This is a genomic window from Streptomyces sp. NPDC057623 (assembly GCF_042800355.1).
In the GTDB taxonomy this organism is placed as follows: Bacteria; Actinomycetota; Actinomycetes; order Streptomycetales; family Streptomycetaceae; genus Streptomyces.
Map to the genome: position 1 here is coordinate 36,040 of NZ_JBHVGZ010000019.1, position 17,734 is coordinate 53,773.

The following is a 17,734-nucleotide window of genomic DNA, read 5'->3' on the forward strand; positions in this document are numbered from 1 at the left end:
CGGGCTGCTACATCGCGGTTGTCGACGATCCCGAGCAGATCCGGGGCGCCCTGCACTCCTGAGCGAACACAACTCAACGGCGGCAGGGGGTGCTTGGCGTGGCCCTCACCATCGGCGAGTTGGTCGGTCTCATCCGCGCGGACGACTCCGGCATGCGCCGTGGCCTGTCGGATTCCGAGCTGCGGATGCGGGGCTTCCAGCGCGACACCGAGGGCCGCCTGCGCGCTCTCGATGGCCGTTTCGCCACCCTCGGCGAGCAGATCGCCCTGGGTCTTCGAACGGGGTCCGATGAAGGCGACAGGTTCAATCTGTCCCTCGGCCGGATCGCCGGGATGGCCGGCGGTCTGGCGGGGGTGGCCGGTTCGGTGGGCCGGATCGTGGCCATGCTCGGCGCCGCGGCCCCGGCCGCCGCCGGCCTGGTGGCGACGCTGGCGAATATCGCGCCGGCCGCTGGTGTGGCGGCTACAGGGATCGTCGCGGTGCAGCTGGCGACGAACGCCGTGAAGATCGGCATGAGTGGCGTCGACGACGCGGTGTCGGCCGCGTTCGACCCGGAGAAGGCCGAGGAGTTCGAGGAGGCCCTGAAGAAGCTCTCGCCGAACGCGCGCGCGTTCGTGCTGGAGCTGAAGGGGATGTCGGAGGAGTTCGACTCCCTGAAGAAGGCTGTCCAGGACAGGTTGTTCGAGGGCCTGGACGAGGTCCTGCGCGGCATGGGTGAGTACACGCTGCCCGTCCTTCGTAACGGCCTGGTCAACGCTGCTGGCGCCGTGAACCTGATGGCGAAGAACGTCGGCAACGCCGCGATCGGGCTGAGCAAGTCGGGCACGTTGGGCCGGGCTATCAGCTCGGCGAACATCGGTCTGTTCAACCTGTCGCGGGTCCCCAGTCAGATAGCGGTCGCTCTGGTCCAGGTAGGCGCGGCGGCCGGACCGAGCTTCGAGCGGCTCACGAAGGCCGCGGGCAAGGCCTTCGACAAGATCTCCGACCGGATCTCGGACGCCTTCGAGTCCGGCCGCATGGAGCAGGCCATCGAGGACGCCATCGACCTGATCGGCGAACTGGTGGACGTCGGCAGGAATGTCGGCCGGATCCTCGGCTCGGTGTTCGACGCGGCTGAGACCTCCGGCGGGGGCCTGATCGGCACGCTGAAGGAGGTCACGGGCGCGCTCGCGGACGCGTTCGAGTCGCCGGGGGTACAGGCAGGACTTCGTTCCTTGTTCGAAACCATGGGCCTACTGGCGGAGACGGCCGCGCCGCTCCTCGGTCAGGCGATTGAGATGCTGGCTCCGATCCTGGAGGAGCTCGGGCCGCCGATACAGGAACTGATCACGGCGCTCGGTGACGCCCTGGGCCCGATCCTTGACGAACTTGGGCCCGTGCTGGTTGAACTGGCATCCGCGTTCGGCGAGTTGATCATCGCGGCTCTGCCGCTCCTCAGCCTCGCGGGCGAGCTGATCGCCGAACTCCTGCCGTCGCTGATCCCGCTCATCCAGATCGTGAGCGACATCATCGAGGAGCTCGCGCCCATCATCGCCATGGCGGCAGAGGGCCTGGAAATGCTCCTCCTGCCCATCCTGGAGGACATGGCGGAATTCCTGGAATCCGTCGTCGTTCCCGCAGTTAAGGGCTTCCTGGCGATCATGCAGGGTGACTTCACCACGGCCGGAGAGATCGGCCGCGACGTCATCAACGGCATGATCGACTCGCAGGTGCACGCCTTCGGCACCCTGCCGGGCAGGGTCCGCCCGTGGCTGAACGACTTCGTGACCGGCACCGGCCAGGCCGGGCGCAACGCTGCGAGCGGACTGATGCGCGGCGTGCGCGGCATGCTCACCGACCTCTCCAGGCAGCTGGCCAGAGTCCCCGGCATCGCCCGCTCGCAGCTGTCCGGGATCGGCGGCACCCTCTACAGCGCGGGCGTGAATCTGATCCGGGGCTTCATCAACGGCATTCGGGACATGTTCGGCAGCGTCCGGTCCACGCTCGGTGACCTCACCTCCCGTCTGAGCTCCTGGAAGGGCCCGGAGAACGTCGACAAGCGGATCCTGCGTCCGGCGGGCCGTCTCGTCCTGGGCGGGTTCATGGACGGCATCGACGACCTGACTCCGGCGCTGCGCTCCCAGTTGGAGGGCCTCACCGGCCGGATGGCGGGCATGGCGATGGGCGGGGTGGATGCCGGAGCATCTGGCGGAGGCGGTGGCATCGCAGGGCTGCGCATCGAGATCGCAGGGCCTGAGGAAGTCACCAGCCTGATTCGCGGGATCGTCGCCACGAAGGGCGGCGGCAGCGTGCAGCTGGCGTTCGGCAGGGGACGCGGATGAGGAGGTGGCCGGGTGGAACTCGATCTGCGGGGTGAACTCTTTATCGGCGGCGTCTGGGTGGACGCCACCGGGATGATCCTGAAGCGCCAGTCGCTGAAGCACGTGCGTGGGCGCCACGACCAGGGCGACCGCGTGGACCCGTCCACGCTGCGCCCGCTCCTCAACAACACCGACGGCCGCTTCAGCCCGGACAACCCGCTGGGCCCGTACTACGGCCAGTTCGGCCGCAACACGCCCTTCCGGCTGTCCCTGCGCGCCGGCACCCCGGCCTTGGACATGCCGGAAGGCTCCGGCAGCTCGGCCACCACGCCGGATGCGGCCGCAGTATCGATTACCGGTGACATCGACGTCCGCTTCGACGCAACCCTCGACACATGGTCGTCGTCATCCGACGCGCAGCTGCTAGAGCTGTGCGGCAAGCACCTGGTGACCGGCGGCCAGCAGTCGTGGGTGCTGTTCGCGTGGACCGAGAACCGGCTCGTCTGGCGGTGGAGTACCGACGGGTCCACGACCACCCAGGTCACATCACCCCGATACGCGCTGCCCGCCTCCGGCCGCCTCGCGGTACGGGTCACCATGGACGTCAACGACGGCGCCGGCGGTCACGTAGTGGCCTTCTACACCGCGCCCACATTGGCCGGGCCGTGGACGCAGGTCGGAGACCCAGTGACGGGCCTGGGCACCACGTCCATCTTCGACTCCACCGCGGCTGTCACCGTGGGCGACGTCTCGGTGCTCGGCTTCGAGACGCCCTCGGGGCGCGTGCACGGATTCGAGCTGCACAGCGGCATCGGCGGCTCGGTCGTCGCGAACCCGGACTTCACCGCCCAGGCCGTCGGCGTCACCAGCTTCGCCGACAGCGCGGGTCGCACGTGGACAGTGAACAGCCCGGCCTCGATCTCCAACCGGCGCACCCGGCTGTCGCACGAACTCGCCGCCTACCCCACGGAGTGGCACCCGTCCGGGAAGCACGCCTGGGTGGATGCGACGACCGCGGGCATCCTGCGCCGACTGCGCCGCGGCGAGCACGCTCTGGAGTCCACGCTGCGGCGACGGATCCCGTCGTACGGTCCGCTGGCCTACTGGCCGATGGAGGAGGGCGCGAGCGCCACCCAGGCGTACTCGCCCATCCCCGGAGTGCGCCCGCTCCGGCTGACCAATGTGAACTGGGCGCAGGCCAACAGCCTGGCATCGTCCAACCCACTGCCGGTGCTGTCCTCCAGCGGCAGCGACCTGCCCGAGATGCTCGGCAAGGTGCCTGCCCCGGCAACCGCCCTGACCTCCTGGCACGTGCAGTGGGTGTACCGGCTCGACCAGGGCAACGCCACAACGCGCACGTTCATGCGCATCCTGAGCACCGGCACCATCGCCGAGTGGTACATCCAGTCAAGCACCGGCAACTCCACCGTCCTCGGCAAGGACGCCGACGGCAACACCATCATCAGCCACCTCATCGGCACCGGTACCGACCTGTTCGGCCAGTGGGTGCGGGTGAAGCTGGAAGCCACACAGAACGGTGGCAACGTCGACTGGGCGATCACGTGGACCGACGTCGGCGGCACCGCCGGCCTCTTCGACGACTCCTTCGCGGGCACTGTGGGCCGCCCGACGGGCGTGGCTGGTCCGCCGAACGGCTACAGCTCCGACCTGGACGGCATGGCCATCGGTCACATCTCGGTGTGGCCCTCCGACACCACGTTCGCCTACAACGGGGCCATCGACGCGTGGACCGGCGAGACGGCCGGCGAGCGCATGCAGCGCCTCGCCGAGGAGGAGACCATCCCGCTCACTGTGTGCGGGCTCGTGGCGGAGCAGACCCTTGTGGGGCCGCAGCGCCCGGACGCCGTCCTGAACCTTCTGGAGGATGCCGCTGAGGCGGACGGCGGCATCCTGTACGAGGACCGGGAACAGCCTGCGCTGCGGTACCGGGACCGTGCGGGCATGTACAACCAGACGCCTGCGCTGGTGCTGGACTACAACGCCCCCGGGCTGGCCCCGCCGTTGAAGCCGACCGGGGACGACGACGCCACCGAGAACGACGTCACCGTGAACCGTGTGGGCGGGAGCAGTGGGCGGGCGGTCCTCGAGGAGGGCCCGATGTCCGTGCAGGCCCCGCCGAACGGGGTGGGGACGGGGTACGACTCGTCGTACTCGCTTAACCTGCACAGCGACGACCAGGCGGAGCCGCACGCCTATTGGCGGATGTGGCTCGGTACGTACGAGGGCCGCCGGTATCCGCAGGTGCACGTGATGGTGCACCGGGCGGCTCCTGAGGTGGTGGATCAGATCCTCGCGGTCGACGTCGGCGACCAGATCGTGATCCAGAACCCGCCGAAGTGGGTGGCGCCTGGGGACATCGAACTGATCGTCCAGGGCTATGAGGAGACGTTCGCGAACCCGTTCCAGTGGGACATCGTCTTCAACTGCACGCCCGGGACACCGTGGAACGTGGGTGTGGTCGGCGATGCTGAGCGAGGCCGCGTCGACACCGACCGTTCGCTGCTGGCCCTGGAGGTCTCGGCGTCGGCGACCGAGCTGCTGGTGCATACACCGTCGGAGGACACGGTGGAGCGGCAGCCGTGGATCGCCTCGGCCGCACCGACCCCGACCGTCGCGTACCCGGCGGAGTTCCCGTTCGACTGCCGCCTCGGCGGCGAGGTAGTCCAGGTCGACGAGGTGGAACCTCTGGCCTGGGACACCTTCACCCGCACGGTCAGCAACGGCTGGGGCACCTCGTCGGGCGGACTCGCCTGGGTGCAGGCCGGCGGGGCCGCCTCGGACCGCAGCACCGACGGATCTGTCGGCTCGGTCGTGCTGCCGTCCGCTGTCGACACGGTCCGCTTCCAGCAGGTGGTGCCGGAGGGGATCGGCGACTGCGAGGTCCTGGTGCGCATGCGCTGCAGCCAGGTCGCGACCGGGGCATCGATCGTCCCGGGGATCCTGCTGAGGTGCACCGACACCTCGAACTTCTACCGGGCGAGGCTCCACTTCGGCACGAGCGGCGGCATGTTCGCGAGCGTGACCAGGGACTTCACCACGATCGGGTCCACGCCCTCCCTGCCGTACACGTACGCGGCCGGCGACTGGTTCTGGGTCAAGGCCCGGATGACCGGGCATCGGATCCAGATGCGGGTGTGGCGGCTGAATACGCCGGAACCGCAGGTATGGCACCACGAGGCGACCATCAGCACCAGCACGATCGCGGCCGGGACGATCGGCCTCACCGCGTCGGCGTTCGCCGGGAACACCAACGTCAGCCCGATCTTGGGATACGACGACTTCCAGGTGCGCACGCCACAGCGCTGGACCGTCACCCGCAGCCAGAACGGCATCAGCAAGGCGCAGGCGGAAGGGACGCTGGTGAATCTGGCTCAACCATCGGTCGTGGCACTGTGAGGAGGCTCCTATGACGCTGTGGCAACCGGGCATGACCATCACGGATGTGCGGCTCAACGACGGGCCTCCCACCATCAGCACCGACTCGGGGCTGGTGGCTGCTACCGGGTTCTCCGTAAACGACTTCCGGGGCTACCGGACCGGCCGGAACATCGTGCTGGATATGTACATGCTCCGCACGGGCGGCACGATCAGCGCCACGACGGGCAACATCGGCGACACCGCGATCTGCACGGCGCCGGCCAACTGGCGGCCCACCAACGGAACGATCAACGGCGACTGGGACGACGGCACTGCCGAGGGCGGCTTCGTCATCGGCACGGACGGCATCTGCACGCTGCGTACGGCGTCCAGCGACATCATCCTCAACCGCAACCTGCGGCTTCACATCGGATTCATCATCGACAACTAGGAGGCCCGGTATGCCGCTCGGCAGCCCTGAGGGACCGACACAAAGCCAGTGGAAGGTCAGCGCTCGCAGTGTGGACCGGGTGGGCGACTACCCGGTGGAGATCGCGGTCTCCCTGTCGGTGGACAACCCGGATGACCCGGCGATGGCGCCGATCGTCCAGAAGCTCGTCGACCTGATCGCCGGATCCCCCGACTTCCTGCTCAGTTCGGCGGCGCGCTCGTACTCGTACTCGGAGTCGATGACGCCGACCGCCTGACCCTCGCTCACCTCGTACGCCCCGCGCCGTAGGCCGGGGCGTTCTTCATGCCCTGGAGGGGCCTGTGCAACTGATCACCCGCAAGGCGCTGGGCTGGCCCACCTCGGCGGCCCCGCTCCAGGCCACCACGAAGGGCGTCAAGGTCCACTACACCGGCTCGGCCGTCCCGGTAGCCCTCCTGAAGGACCACCAGCAGTGCATCGCCCTCTGGCGAGACATCCGCGCCTCCCACCTCGCCAACAAGGTCGAGAACTACTCGGACATCGCGTACAACTACGCGGCCTGCGTGCACGGCTACGTCCTTGAGGGCCGAGGCCGAGGCCGCCGTACCGGAGCCAACGGCAACCAGACGCTGAACAAGGCGCACTACGCCGTGCTCGGGCTGGTCGGCAGCTCCGGTCTGACGGAGCCGACAGACGAGTTGCTGGGCGCGATCCGGGACGCGATCGAGGACCTCCAGGACCACGGCGCGGGCAAGGAGGTCAAGGGCCATCGGGACGGCTACGCCACGGCCTGCCCGGGCGGCCCGCTGTACGCGTGGGTGCAGAAGGGTGCGCCCCGGCCGGGCGGCACGAAGCCGGCCACGTCGAAGCCCTCGCGGCCGGTGGTGGACCTCTCCCAGTTGGTCGCTGCGGCTCGGTCGAATCCGCCGGCGAAGGGGACGCCGGTGACGTACTCCGGTGTGAAGACGGTAGAGGCCGCTCTCGTTGCCGAGCGGCTCCTGGACAAGGACTTGGCGGACGGCCACTTCGGCACCGCCACCGTCACGGCGTACGCGGCGTGGCAGCGGCGCTGCGGCTGGTCCGGCGAGGACGCCGACGGAATGCCCGGCATCGCATCCCTCAGAAAGCTCGGCGCCCGCCGCGGCTTCGACGTCAAGGAGTAGCCCATGTTCACCCTGCCCTTCTGGAAGGCCACCGGCGAGCGCTCCGTGCGCACCTTCGCCCAGGTCCTCGTCGGTTCTCTCGGCCTGGACACCCTCGGCATCATCAACGCGAACTGGAACGAGGGCCTGGCGCTCGGCGCCGGCGCCGCGGTCCTCACCGTCCTCACCGCCGTGGCCACGTCCGGCGGCCCGGAAGGACCGGGCCTGACCGAGACCGTGAGCCGCCAGTGACGGTGCCGGAGGCCTCGGTCGCAGTGGAGTTGGAGCGGCTCCGCGGTACGGTCGCGACCGGGTTCGCCGAGGTCAAAGGCTCGTTGGCGGTACTCGTGGAGCGGTCGGCCCGGAACGAGCGCGACGTGGCGCAGCTCCGCGCAGACACCGAGAACGACATCGGGGAGCTACGTGCCGAGGTCGAGGCCCTGAAGAAGAATCGGTGGCCGCTGCCCGCCGTCGGCGTGCTCACTGGTGTGGCTGGCGCAGCCACGGGCGTGATCTCGCTTCTGATCCGCTGAAACGGTTTGCCCCCTCTCGCCTTCGGGCGGGAGGGGGCCCTTCGTCGTGTCCCGATACCCTCGCATCATGATTCGCGCAGTGATCTTCGACGTCGGTGAATGCCTCGTAGACGAGACCCGGGAGTACGGCACCTGGGCCGACTGGCTCGGCGTCCCACGCCACACCTTCGCCGCCATGTTCGGTGCCGTCATCGCCCAGGGCCGTGACTACCGCGACACCTTCCAGGAGTTCCAGCCCGGCTTCGACCTGTACGCCGAACGCGAGCGGCGGGCGCAGGCCGGGAAGCCGGAGCACTTCGGTGAAGACGACCTGTACCAGGACGTCCGCCCAGCGCTCGCTCAGCTGCGCGCGGACGGGCTGTGGCTCGGCATCGCGGGCAACCAGACCGTCCGCGCCGGCGGGCTGCTGCGCGGGCTGTTCACGGACGACGTCGACCTGATCGGCACCTCCGACGACTGGGGTGCGAGCAAGCCCGACCTTGCGTTCTTCGACCGGGTCGCCGAGGTCGTCCCCTTCGCCGTGGAAGAGATGCTCTACGTCGGCGACCGCGTCGACAACGACCTGCGGCCAGCCGTCGCCGCAGGCATGCACACCGCGCTCGTCCACCGCGGTCCGTGGGCCACGATCCAGTGGCATACGGACGAAGCGGAAAAGCTCCCGACCTTCAGGGTCGAGAGCCTCCGCGAACTGCCGGACCTGATCAGGGGCTTCAACGGCTGAGTGCGCTGACCGTCGTCGACCAGCCGTACAGCCGGTCGTCGAGGTCGCGCACGCACCGCTCGTGCTGGTGCGGCGCCAGCGTGCGCCGCACCTCTCGCACCCGGTCCATGCCCATCGCGTACCAGGTGCGCTCCAGCTGATCGAGCACACGGACTCCGTAGGCGCACGCCGCCTCGGGGTCGCCGGCCGCGGCCTCGACGGCGGCCAGGTCGCCGAGCACGACGGTGCGCTGCTTCTCCTCCGCATCGAGCGCGTCGAGGACACCGAGCAGCGTGGTCCGCGCCTGCGGCAGATGCCCCGCGCGTAGTTGCGTGTTCCCCTTGAACGCGGCCAGCCGCACCGGTGAGAACCAGTCCAGCCACTCGGGCGACTCGTGCTCGCTACCGCGGGCGAGGACGTCCTCGGCGTGGCCGATCAGGTGCAGCGCCGTGCGGGTGTTACCGCAGCGGGTCTCGCACTCCGCCTCGACTGCGTCCAACCAGGCGAGCAGTTCGGCCGACGCCGGACCGCGCCGGGCGTAGGTCCGGGCGGCCACCATCCGCTCGACGGCCGCATCCCGGTCGCCCGCCCACCCGGGGATGAACGCGGTGTGCGCGAGGACCGCGGACCCGAGGAGGGGATCGTCCGCCTCACCTGCGGCCTGGAGCGCACGCAGCAGCGTCGCCGTCGCCCGGTCGGCGTCGCGCATGTCGAAGAACTCGATACGCCCCGCAAGGAGCCACGTCTCAGCAAGCGCAGCTGCAATACGCGCGCGAGTCTGCCCGGCCGTCTCCGGGAGCAGCGCGCAGCCGAGAGTGGCGTGCGCGATCGCAGCCGGGTGCAGCGTGGCCGGCGCCACCGACCAGTACAGGCGCCGGTGCGAGCGGGTGACCGCCTCGTAGTCGTCGGCCGCCGTTGCGGGCTGCACGGCCACGGCCGCCTTGGGGACGGTGGCGAGCCCGACCGCGGCAGCCGTGGCCGCAAGGACAGTGCGCCGCCCTCGATCGGCCGACGCCCCGGCGGCCGGTGTGAACCCGAGCGCTTCCAGGTCCTGGCCGAGCACGCGCGTGAGAGCTTGCCCCTGCTCGGCATGCGGCCACGGCGGAGTCGCAGACTCCCAGCGCCGCACCTGCCGGACACCGACTTTGAGCGCGTCAGCAAGGGCCTCCTGCGACGAGTAGCCCGCGGCGATCCGCGCCGCCTTCAGCCGGACGTTCCCTGTCGTGGCCACTGCTGTACCTCCCCGGTCGAGCGCTCCCGGTAAGTGTCCATAGAAGTCCTGCTGTTGGCCAACCCTCACCCGATCGACGCACAGAAAGTCCTTTCTGGTGCCGCAAAGAGTCCTCTGCAAGTCCTCGGATTGGCGCCCGGTCAGCGACACGCTCTTAGGCACCTGATCAGCCATGGGGCCGAGGAGACCGTAATGCCGAGCGACCGACTACCGTCCGCCGCAGCATGCAGCCTGCACGACGCGGGTGAGGACTGGGACGCCATCCGCGTACCGCGCAGCGTCGGCCTCGCCGCGATGGCCATCCTCGGAACCCGCTGCGGCGCCGTCGTCGAGGACTCCGCATCGTCCGCCGTGTACTTCTTCACCCCCGTCGGCACCGAGGATGAGTGGGACGTGGAGAACACCCGCGCGATCGGATTCGGGAGCGTCGTGACCATCCCGCCAGCGCGCCGCGTGGAGGGGCCGGGCGTGCACTGGCGGATGTGCCCGGGGGAGGACGGATGGCTCACCGATCCCCAGGCACTGGAGGCCGCCCTCGGTGACGCCTTCGGGCCGCGAGTCGGCGCCGAGCACGCGACGGGAGCCTCCGCATGAGCAGCACGCAGGATGCGGCTCCGGCCGCCTGGCCCATGGACATCGCCACGATGCGCGACACCGTGAACCGGCTCCTCGACCCCGACTCGGCCCCGCAGGCGTTCCCCCCGGCTGGCGACGAACTCACCACCCTCACTGCCACGGTCCGCGGACACCTGGAGGTGCTCGTGCCCGACGTGGAGGCAGCGGCCCGCGCGCAGCTCAAGCCGGGCAGTAGCCCGAAGTCCACCATCCTCCAGTGCGCGTGGGATGCGCGCAGCCGGATGGAGGCCGAGCCGAGCAGTAAAACCGGCGGCCCGGTCGCCCATGCCCGCCGCCTGGCTCGCTCACTGAATGCCCTGTGTGACCACTATGAGCAGCTCACCGGCAGCGACGAGACAGCCGAGCAGGCTGCCCGCCGGCACCTCGGGGTGCACTCTGCGCGGTGCCCAACCTGCCTGACGCGGGACGACGACGGCGCGAACGTCGGCCTTTCCTGCGCTGAAGGCGAGCGTCTGTACGACGAGCACCGGAAGACCCTGCGCGGCGCTCGCGGCTTGGCCCTCCCGGCCGAAACCTCTGGCTGATGTAGCCACCGAAGCCCCCCTCCCGCCCGATGCCGCACGCATCCGGCGGGAGGGGTTGCAAGACCCCCGCCCGGTGACCACGCCCCTTGGACAGGTCGAGCACCGGGCGGGGCGACCGATCCCCGTCAAGAGACCGACCGGCATTGACCGTAGTCGGTCCCAGCAGAGAAGGGAGGCAGCCATGCGCAGCACTCTGGGAACCCTCGCGACTTGGCCGCCCGTGCCCAAGCCCGACGACGACCCGCCCACCCCGCCGCCCAACGACAACGAGTAGGAGCCGACCATGGCCGCTACGTATCGACCGCCGACGCCTCGGGATATCGCCGAGGATGACTGGCAGACCGACCATGCTCGGGGCCGTCGGTACTGCCCGGTGCATCCCAGCCAGCAGATGATCCCCATGCTGGCCGGGCCGGGCGTCGACATGTGTCCGCTCCCGCACGATGAGGGCGACTCGCCGAACTAGCGGCAGCTGACCGGCCCCGCTCGTCTGCCTCCCCCGTGGTGGATGGGCGGGGTCTCCACACGCGCCGGCCGCCAGCTGCTCAGCGGACGAGGTCAGCGAGCGGGACGCCCAGGGCATCGGCGAGGAGCAGCAGGTCGCGGAGATCGGGGGTACGGACGGCGTTCTCCCACCGGCTGATGGTCTTGTGGTCGCGCCCGATGCCTTCGCCGAGCTGGATCTGAGTGAGGCCGGCTTGTCGGCGGGCTTCGCGGAGCTGCACCCCGATGGCCCGTTGTCGGGTGAGGACCCAGCCGGGCGGGGGTTGGTGTGGCACCCGACCACGCTGGATTGATCATGGATAGAAGTCTTTACCTGGCCAGGTAAATTTGGCGATCATGGGTACGCGGTGGATATATGCACGCGCGTGCACTCAGGCGCCCGCCCCGCCGGAGGACCGGAAACCTCTGGCGGGGCGGGCTTTTTCTCGGACGTGCACGGCGGGCATATGCCGCGATCGCTAGAAACTTTGTTCGATTCCAGCTAGCGTCTACACACGTCGGCCCCGGCCGGTGGAGGACCGGAAACCTCCACCAGCCGGGGCCACTTCGTGCCACCTACGACCGCCGCCGTCTCACACACATCTCACAGAGGCGGTGTGAGAGGGCACCCGAGCAGCCCCGCGTAGGGCTCCTCGTGAACCATATGAACGCGGCGAGACACGGTTGCCGCTGTCGACGTCATAGTCCGTGTCGTGAAGATGTGGTCCCGACACGGGTGAACGGCAGTTGAACGACACACGCGCGTGGGGCGGTCAATGGCAGGCTGAGCAGCATGGACGGTCGTGACCTGGTGCGTTCGATGAAGGTGGTCGGTTCTGTGGGGGCGGCCCAGGGGTTGCGTACCGTACGGGCGGCATGGCGGAGAAGGCGTGTCGACGCCGCGGGCCTGCCGCCGCGGGGTGCTGAGCGCGCGCGGGTGCCCGGGCCCGTACAGGAAGTGCAGCCCGGTCCGGGCGGCGGCGTCATACGGTTCACCAGATCCGAGCTGCGTGTCACCGTGACCGTGAACGGGGCTGTCTTCTGGGGCTGGGACGGGGCCGCTCCCGAGCCGTCCTACGCGCTCGCGGACCGCTGTCCGGAACCGGACCCTCGGGCGGTGCTGGAGCCCGACAAGGACGGTGGCTGGCGGGTCGTGGCCGAGCGGGTGACGGTGGTCATCTCGCGACACGGTGCCGTGGAGGTGCAGACGCCGGGTGGGGTGACACTCCGGCGTGAGCTGCCGCCGCGCTGGTGGGAGCCGGTGGACGGGGGCTCCGCACGGTGGATGCAGCGGTCGGAGGTGGCCGCGGACGCGCGGTTCTTCGGGCTCGGGGGTCGGGCGTCAGGCCCTCGCCTGGGGGACGGAACGTATCGGCTGTGGAACACCGACCCCGGCCGTGCGTTCGGTCCGGGCGACGACCCGCTGTACATCACCATGCCGGTGCAGCTGGTGGTGGCGGACGCGGCTACGCACCTGGTGTTCCACGACACCTCGTGGGACGGCACGGTGACGCTGCGGGAGGGCGAGGAGGGCGCTGGCTCCGGGCACGATCGGCCGGGGACCAGTGAGCTGCGGATGGACGGCGGTCCGCTGCGCTGCTGGGTGATGGTGGGGGCCCCCGCGCGCGTGCTGCTCGTCTGGGCCTCCCTCACCGGTGCGGCCGCACTCCCGCCCGCGTGGGCCCTGGGCCACCAGCACGCGCGGTGGGGTTTCGGCAGCGAGCAGGAGGTGCGGCGGATCGTTTCGGGATACCAGGAGCGAGATCTGCCGCTCGACGCCATCCATCTGGACATCGACCACTACGACGAGCATCAGGTGTTCACGGTCGACCAGGAGGGGTTCCCCAAACTGCCGCAGCTTGCCGAGGACTTGCGCCGGGACGGCATCCGCCTGGTGTCGATCGTCGACCCGGCCGTCAGGGCCGAGCCGGGCAATGCCGTGTACGACAGCGGGTCGTCGGAGGACGCGTTCGTGAGGGACGCCTCCGGACAGCTCGTTCGGGGGGTGGTCTGGCCCGGGGAAGCGGTCTTCCCCGACTTCACGCACGCGCGCGTGCGGCAGTGGTGGGGTGGTCTGTACGAGGAACGGCTGGGACAGGGATTCTCGGGTTTCTGGCATGACATGAACGAGCCGACTTCGTTCGCGGCGTTCGGGGAGTCGACGTTGCCGCGTTCGGCCCGGCACTCCCTGGAAGGGCGGGGCGGGGACCATCGGGAGGCGCACAACGTCTACGGCCTGTGCATGGCCCGGGCGGGTTACGAGGGGCTGCTCGACCTGGCGCCCGAGGAGCGGCCGTTCGTCTTCTCCCGTTCGGGGTGGGCCGGCCTTCAGCGTTACGGGGGGACCTGGTCCGGGGACGTGGCGACAGGCTGGCCGGGGCTGCGGGCGTCGCTGTCGCTGGTCATGGGCCTCGGGCTGTGCGGGGTGCCTTACTCGGGGCCGGACGTGGGCGGATTCGACGGCAGTCCGTCGCCGGAGTTGTATCTGCGGTGGTTCCAGCTGGCCGCGTACCTGCCGTTGTTCCGTACGCACGCGAGTCTGCGGGCAGGGCGCAGGGAACCATGGGAGTTCGGTCCGGAGGTGCTGGAGCACGCGCGCGTGGCGCTCGTCGAGCGTCAGAGGCTGCTGCCCTACTTCGTGACGCTGGCGCATCTGGCCCGGCGTACTGGGGCGCCCTACGTGCGTCCGCTGTGGTGGTCGCTGCCCGAAGACCGCGCGCTGCGCGACTGTGAGGATGCGTTTCTGCTGGGCGACTGCCTGCTGGTGGCGCCGGTGCTGGATCCGGGCGCCGACCGTCGTGCGGTGCAGCTGCCTCGAGGGCGCTGGTACGACACGGCGACAGGGCGGGCCTACGAAGGGCCGGGACAGGTTCTCGTCGACGCGCCCGTGTCGCGCATCCCGGTGCTGGCGCGCTCGGGTGCCGTCGTCCCCGTACGTGGGGACGACGGCGGGCTGGAACTGGAGGTGTGGGCGCCCGCCCGGGGACGTACCGGGGGCGGGCTGGTGGTGCCGGATTCGGGTGATGGCTGGCACGAACCGGAGATCGAGCGCTACGTCACCCGCTGGGCAGGCCGAAAGCTGCTCGTCGAGCTGGAGCACGAGGACGGTGTGGTCGCCTCACCCCGTCCGGTGCGCGTACGGGGCCTCTGAGTATCGGGCTCAGAGGTAACGGCCCTCGAAGAACCCCTTGACGGCCAGCGTGTGCAGCGGGAAAGCGAGCTCCTGCGGCCTGCGCAGGAGATCCCAGCCCTCGGTCTCGTCCGTGGCGGCCGATGTCGGTAGGCGGTCGGCGGGCCGTTCCGGAAGGAGGCCGAACAGCAGCAGGTGGCCGTCGGGAGAACTCATCGCGTCGACGAGCCGTACGTCGCGGCCGGCCGCGTCGATCCCGGTCTCTTCCCTGAGTTCGCGGACGACGGCCTGCCGCCAGTCCTCACGGTCGTCGATGTAGCCGCCGGGCAGAGCGATGCCTCCGCGCGCGGGGGCGACGGTTCGGGTGATGACAACCAGGGCGGTTCCCTTGGCGTCGTACACGGGCTGGAGCGCGATGGCCACCGGCAGGGGGTTGCGGTAGGCCACCGTGCCGCACGCCGGGCAGGTGCGAGGCCAGCCGGAGACGCCCTCTCCGTAGGGCGCGCCGCAGCTCGAACAGTGGGAGTCTGCTGCGGAGTTGGGAGTGGAGAACTGAGTTTCGGACACGCGGCGGACTGTATCCGATCAACGGAAGGGCGTCTTCCGCGGGCCGGTCACTACTGCCTTGTGAGGGAGTTCCAGGACACGGGGAAGTCGAAGTAGGTGTCCGGATAGGGCTCCGGCTTGTACGTGTAGTGCCACCACTCTTCGGCGAGGTTCACGAATCCGAGGGCTTCCAGTGTGCTCTTGAGCAGGAGCCGGTTGGCGCGCTGTTCGCCCTGGATGCGCGGGTCGAGGGTGTGCGAAAGGGTGTCGAAGCAGTCGAAGCCGGTGCCCATGTCGACTGAGTTGTCGGGGAAGCGCTCGCCCTGGGGCGCGTAGCAGGGTACGAGAGGCTCCCCTGGTACATACGGCCTGGTGGGCCTGGTGGGCAGCCTGACGATCGTCAGGTCCATGGTGGAGCCGCGACTGTGGCCGGACTTCTCCGCGATGTAACCGTCCACGAAGAGGCGGGTCTTGTCGACGTTCGGGTAGAACTCGTTCTTCATGGCCTGGTCGTCGAGGTCCTCGGCCCAGCGTACGAAGTGGTCGACGGCCCGCTGGGGCCGGTAGCAGTCGTACACCTTGAGCGTGTAACCCTGGCGCACCAGGCGCCTCTGCGCCTGGTGGAGCGCTTCGGCGGCGGGTCGGGTGAGGATGCACAGGGGCTGTCGGTAGCCGTTGACGCGCTCGCCCACGAAGTTGTGCGGGGTGAAGTACCGCATCTCCTGAAGGATGGTGGGATCTACGGTCCTCAGCGCCACGAAGTCCTCCGGCGCTTTGGGTTCGCCCTTCGCCTGGGCGGTGGCAGGAGCGGCGGTCACGGCGAGCAGGGTGGCGAGTGTGGCGACCAGTCCGCGTACCGCTGTCGAGAGTCGTGTCATGTCTCCTGCATCTATCAGGAGTCTGCTCCGTGAGGGAAGCGATCGGATGCAGTCCACTCGTGAGGCCGCTCTGCCGCTTTGCCTGTGCCCGTGGCACACTTCTGACGTCCCGTCAGATAAGTCTCTCGGGAGGGACTATGCCACGCACGCGCACACCTGTGGTCGCCGGGTGGTTCGCCGGTGACGGGGACGACTTCCGGCTCCTGGGCACCCGCTGCTCGAGCTGCTCCTCGGTCTTCTTCCCGCGCGAGGACGCCCACTGTCGCAACCCGGACTGCTCGGGTGCAGATCTGGAGGAGGTCCCGCTCTCGCGGCGGGGGCGCGTCTGGTCGTACACAGACGCCCGGTATCGGCCACCGTCACCCTATGTGACCAACCCGGAACTTCCCTGGGAGCCGTACGCGTTGATCGCTGTGGAGCTGGAGTCCGAACGCATCGTGGTGCTGGGACAGGCGGTTCCCGGGGTCACCGTCGCCGATCTGACGGTGGGCATGGAGGTGGAGGTCGTTGCAGGCGTGCTGCACGAGGATGCCGAGACGATCTGCACGACCTGGCAATGGCGACCGACGGGGGTGACGTCATGACGGCAGAGGTGGCGGTGCTCGGCGCGGGCATGCACCCCTGGGGCAAGTGGGGGCGCAGCTTCGTCGAGTACGGCGCGGTGGCGGCCCGCGCGGCACTCGCCGATGCGGGACTGCAGTGGCGGGACATCGGGGCGATCGTCGGCGCGGACACCGTGCGGGGCGGCTATCCGGGCTATGTGGCCGGGGCGACTTTCGCGAAGGCGCTCGGCTGGCAGGGTGCCCGCGTCACCAGCGTGTACGCGGCGTGCGCGTCCGGGGCGCAGGCCGTGAACACCGCGCGGGCGCAGATACTTTCGGGGCTGGCGGATGTCGTGCTGGTGGTGGGTGCCGATGCGGCTCCCAAGGGCTTCTTCCGGCCTGCGGGCGGTGACCGGCCCGACGATCCGGACTGGCTCCGTTTCCGAGTGCTCGGTGCGACCAATCCCGCGTACTTCGGGCTGTACGCGCGCCGGCGGATGGCCGTGCACGGGGACACACCGGAGGACTTCGCACAGGTCAAGGTGAAGAACGCCGCCCTGGGGGCGCTGAATCCCTACGCCCGTTACCGCAAGCCGGTCACCCCCGAGGAGGTGGCCGCCTCCGCCGTGGTGACGGACCCACTGCGACTGCTCGAGATCTGCGCGACTTCGGACGGAGGGGCGGCGCTCGTGCTGGCCGGCATGGAATTCGCACGTCGGCACGGCGTCAGGGACCCGGTGCGGATCCGGGCCGTGTCCACCGTGACACCGCGCTACCCCAACACCGTCCTGGACCTCCCCGACATAGCGACGGACTCGGCGGCAGCGGTGCAGCCGGCGGGCGAGACGTTCCGGGAGTCGATCGCGCGCGCCGCCTACGAGGAGGCCGGCATCGGCCCCGAGGACCTGTCCTTCGCGGAGGTCTACGACCTGTCCACCGCCCTGGAGTTGCAGTGGTACGAGGACCTGGGGCTATGCGGCCGGGGAGAGGCCGTGAAGCTGCTGCGGGAGGGCTCGACGGCGCTGGGTGGACGCATACCCGTGAATGTGAGCGGCGGCCTGGCGTCCTTCGGCGAAGCGGTTCCGGCCCAGGCGATCGCCCAGGTCTGCGAACTCACCTGGCAGTTGAGAGGAAGCGCGGGAGATCGGCAGATCGCCGGCGCGCGCGTGGGCATCGCCGCCAACCAAGGGCTGTTCGGACACGGGTCCGCGGTGGTCGCGATCCGATGAGACGGGGCGATCAGACTCCGCCTACGGTGCGTGAGCAACCCGGAATCCTGCG

18 protein-coding genes are annotated in these 17,734 nt (G+C 69.7%); 14 read left to right on the forward strand and 4 right to left on the reverse strand.

Annotated elements, in window-relative coordinates:
• Nucleotides 1-98 precede the first annotated feature (98 nt).
• The 8 genes from ACFU95_RS21045 (at nt 99) to ACFU95_RS21080 (ending at nt 8,504) form a co-directional block, all read left to right on the forward strand.
• A complete protein-coding gene (locus ACFU95_RS21045; RefSeq protein WP_383829592.1) occupies nt 99-2,321 on the forward strand; it encodes a hypothetical protein in 2,223 nt (740 codons plus the stop codon).
• Between the two features lie 12 nt (nt 2,322-2,333).
• Nucleotides 2,334-5,717, forward strand: coding sequence for a hypothetical protein (locus ACFU95_RS21050; protein ID WP_383829595.1), 3,384 nt, complete (start codon nt 2,334-2,336; stop codon nt 5,715-5,717).
• A 10-nt stretch (nt 5,718-5,727) separates the two neighbouring features.
• Nucleotides 5,728-6,129 (forward strand): hypothetical protein, encoded by a 402-nt coding sequence (locus tag ACFU95_RS21055; RefSeq protein ID WP_383829598.1) that lies wholly within the window; start codon nt 5,728-5,730, stop codon nt 6,127-6,129.
• 10 nt (nt 6,130-6,139) lie between these two features.
• Nucleotides 6,140-6,385: a hypothetical protein gene (locus tag ACFU95_RS21060; protein WP_383829601.1), complete on the forward strand. Its 246-nt coding sequence runs from the start codon at nt 6,140-6,142 to the stop codon at nt 6,383-6,385.
• A gap of 64 nt (nt 6,386-6,449) precedes the next feature.
• A complete protein-coding gene (locus tag ACFU95_RS21065) occupies nt 6,450-7,271 on the forward strand; it encodes an N-acetylmuramoyl-L-alanine amidase (protein ID WP_383829604.1) in 822 nt (273 codons plus the stop codon).
• 3 nt (nt 7,272-7,274) lie between these two features.
• Complete coding sequence (locus ACFU95_RS21070) at nt 7,275-7,502, forward strand: holin (protein WP_383829607.1); 228 nt, start codon at nt 7,275-7,277, stop codon at nt 7,500-7,502.
• Nucleotides 7,499-7,783, forward strand: coding sequence for a hypothetical protein (locus ACFU95_RS21075; RefSeq protein ID WP_383829610.1), 285 nt, complete (start codon nt 7,499-7,501; stop codon nt 7,781-7,783). The genes ACFU95_RS21070 and ACFU95_RS21075 overlap by 4 nt, the downstream gene beginning before the upstream one ends.
• 67 nt (nt 7,784-7,850) lie before the next feature.
• Nucleotides 7,851-8,504 (forward strand): HAD family hydrolase, encoded by a 654-nt coding sequence (locus ACFU95_RS21080; RefSeq protein ID WP_383829613.1) that lies wholly within the window; start codon nt 7,851-7,853, stop codon nt 8,502-8,504.
• Here ACFU95_RS21080 and ACFU95_RS21085 read toward each other — a convergent pair.
• A complete protein-coding gene (locus tag ACFU95_RS21085; protein WP_383829616.1) occupies nt 8,494-9,714 on the reverse strand; it encodes a helix-turn-helix transcriptional regulator in 1,221 nt (406 codons plus the stop codon). The genes ACFU95_RS21080 and ACFU95_RS21085 overlap by 11 nt on opposite strands.
• A 192-nt stretch (nt 9,715-9,906) precedes the next feature.
• Between ACFU95_RS21085 and ACFU95_RS21090 the strand changes: the two genes are divergently transcribed.
• The 3 genes from ACFU95_RS21090 to ACFU95_RS21100 all read left to right on the forward strand — a co-directional run bounded on the left by ACFU95_RS21090 (nt 9,907) and on the right by ACFU95_RS21100 (nt 11,340).
• Complete coding sequence (locus ACFU95_RS21090) at nt 9,907-10,308, forward strand: hypothetical protein (protein ID WP_383829619.1); 402 nt, start codon at nt 9,907-9,909, stop codon at nt 10,306-10,308.
• Nucleotides 10,305-10,874, forward strand: coding sequence for a DUF6415 family natural product biosynthesis protein (locus tag ACFU95_RS21095; RefSeq protein ID WP_383829622.1), 570 nt, complete (start codon nt 10,305-10,307; stop codon nt 10,872-10,874). The genes ACFU95_RS21090 and ACFU95_RS21095 overlap by 4 nt, the downstream gene beginning before the upstream one ends.
• A 283-nt stretch (nt 10,875-11,157) precedes the next feature.
• Nucleotides 11,158-11,340, forward strand: coding sequence for a hypothetical protein (locus ACFU95_RS21100; RefSeq protein ID WP_383829625.1), 183 nt, complete (start codon nt 11,158-11,160; stop codon nt 11,338-11,340).
• Between the two features lie 79 nt (nt 11,341-11,419).
• Here the strand turns inward: ACFU95_RS21100 and ACFU95_RS21105 are convergent, their stop codons facing one another.
• Nucleotides 11,420-11,653, reverse strand: a complete 234-nt coding sequence (locus ACFU95_RS21105; protein ID WP_383829628.1) for a helix-turn-helix domain-containing protein — start codon at nt 11,651-11,653, stop codon at nt 11,420-11,422.
• A 497-nt stretch (nt 11,654-12,150) separates the two neighbouring features.
• Here ACFU95_RS21105 and ACFU95_RS21110 point away from each other — a divergent pair, with 497 nt between their 5' ends.
• The gene (locus ACFU95_RS21110; RefSeq protein WP_383829631.1) at nt 12,151-14,508 is read left to right on the forward strand and encodes a TIM-barrel domain-containing protein; all 2,358 of its coding nucleotides are present in this window, start codon (nt 12,151-12,153) and stop codon (nt 14,506-14,508) included.
• A 9-nt stretch (nt 14,509-14,517) separates the two neighbouring features.
• Here ACFU95_RS21110 and ACFU95_RS21115 read toward each other — a convergent pair whose 3' ends face one another.
• On the reverse strand, nt 14,518-15,054 hold the full coding sequence (locus ACFU95_RS21115; RefSeq protein ID WP_383829634.1) for an NUDIX domain-containing protein: 537 nt from the start codon (nt 15,052-15,054) through the stop codon (nt 14,518-14,520).
• A gap of 50 nt (nt 15,055-15,104) precedes the next feature.
• Nucleotides 15,105-15,911 (reverse strand): M15 family metallopeptidase, encoded by an 807-nt coding sequence (locus tag ACFU95_RS21120; RefSeq protein ID WP_383829637.1) that lies wholly within the window; start codon nt 15,909-15,911, stop codon nt 15,105-15,107.
• A 158-nt stretch (nt 15,912-16,069) separates the two neighbouring features.
• Here ACFU95_RS21120 and ACFU95_RS21125 point away from each other — a divergent pair, with 158 nt between their 5' ends.
• Nucleotides 16,070-16,495 carry a Zn-ribbon domain-containing OB-fold protein gene (locus ACFU95_RS21125; protein WP_383829850.1) on the forward strand — a complete coding sequence of 142 codons (426 nt, stop codon included), beginning with the start codon at nt 16,070-16,072 and terminating at the stop codon, nt 16,493-16,495.
• Nucleotides 16,492-17,682, forward strand: a complete 1,191-nt coding sequence (locus ACFU95_RS21130; RefSeq protein WP_383829640.1) for a lipid-transfer protein — start codon at nt 16,492-16,494, stop codon at nt 17,680-17,682. Before ACFU95_RS21125 ends, ACFU95_RS21130 begins: the two co-directional genes overlap by 4 nt.
• The last annotated feature ends 52 nt before the right edge of the window (nt 17,683-17,734 follow it).

Bases quoted from the DNA above. Each gene is read 5' to 3' on its own strand.
- ACFU95_RS21080 (WP_383829613.1), top strand. From the start codon at position 7,851: ATGATTCGCGCAGTGATCTTCGACGTCGGTGAATGCCTCGTAGACGAG.
- ACFU95_RS21090 (WP_383829619.1), top strand. From the start codon at position 9,907: ATGCCGAGCGACCGACTACCGTCCGCCGCAGCATGCAGCCTGCACGAC.
- ACFU95_RS21120 (WP_383829637.1), bottom strand. From the start codon at position 15,911: ATGACACGACTCTCGACAGCGGTACGCGGACTGGTCGCCACACTCGCC.
- ACFU95_RS21070 (WP_383829607.1), top strand. From the start codon at position 7,275: ATGTTCACCCTGCCCTTCTGGAAGGCCACCGGCGAGCGCTCCGTGCGC.
- ACFU95_RS21100 (WP_383829625.1), top strand. From the start codon at position 11,158: ATGGCCGCTACGTATCGACCGCCGACGCCTCGGGATATCGCCGAGGAT.
- ACFU95_RS21095 (WP_383829622.1), top strand. From the start codon at position 10,305: ATGAGCAGCACGCAGGATGCGGCTCCGGCCGCCTGGCCCATGGACATC.
- ACFU95_RS21130 (WP_383829640.1), top strand. From the start codon at position 16,492: ATGACGGCAGAGGTGGCGGTGCTCGGCGCGGGCATGCACCCCTGGGGC.
- ACFU95_RS21110 (WP_383829631.1), top strand. From the start codon at position 12,151: ATGGACGGTCGTGACCTGGTGCGTTCGATGAAGGTGGTCGGTTCTGTG.
- ACFU95_RS21055 (WP_383829598.1), top strand. From the start codon at position 5,728: ATGACGCTGTGGCAACCGGGCATGACCATCACGGATGTGCGGCTCAAC.
- ACFU95_RS21060 (WP_383829601.1), top strand. From the start codon at position 6,140: ATGCCGCTCGGCAGCCCTGAGGGACCGACACAAAGCCAGTGGAAGGTC.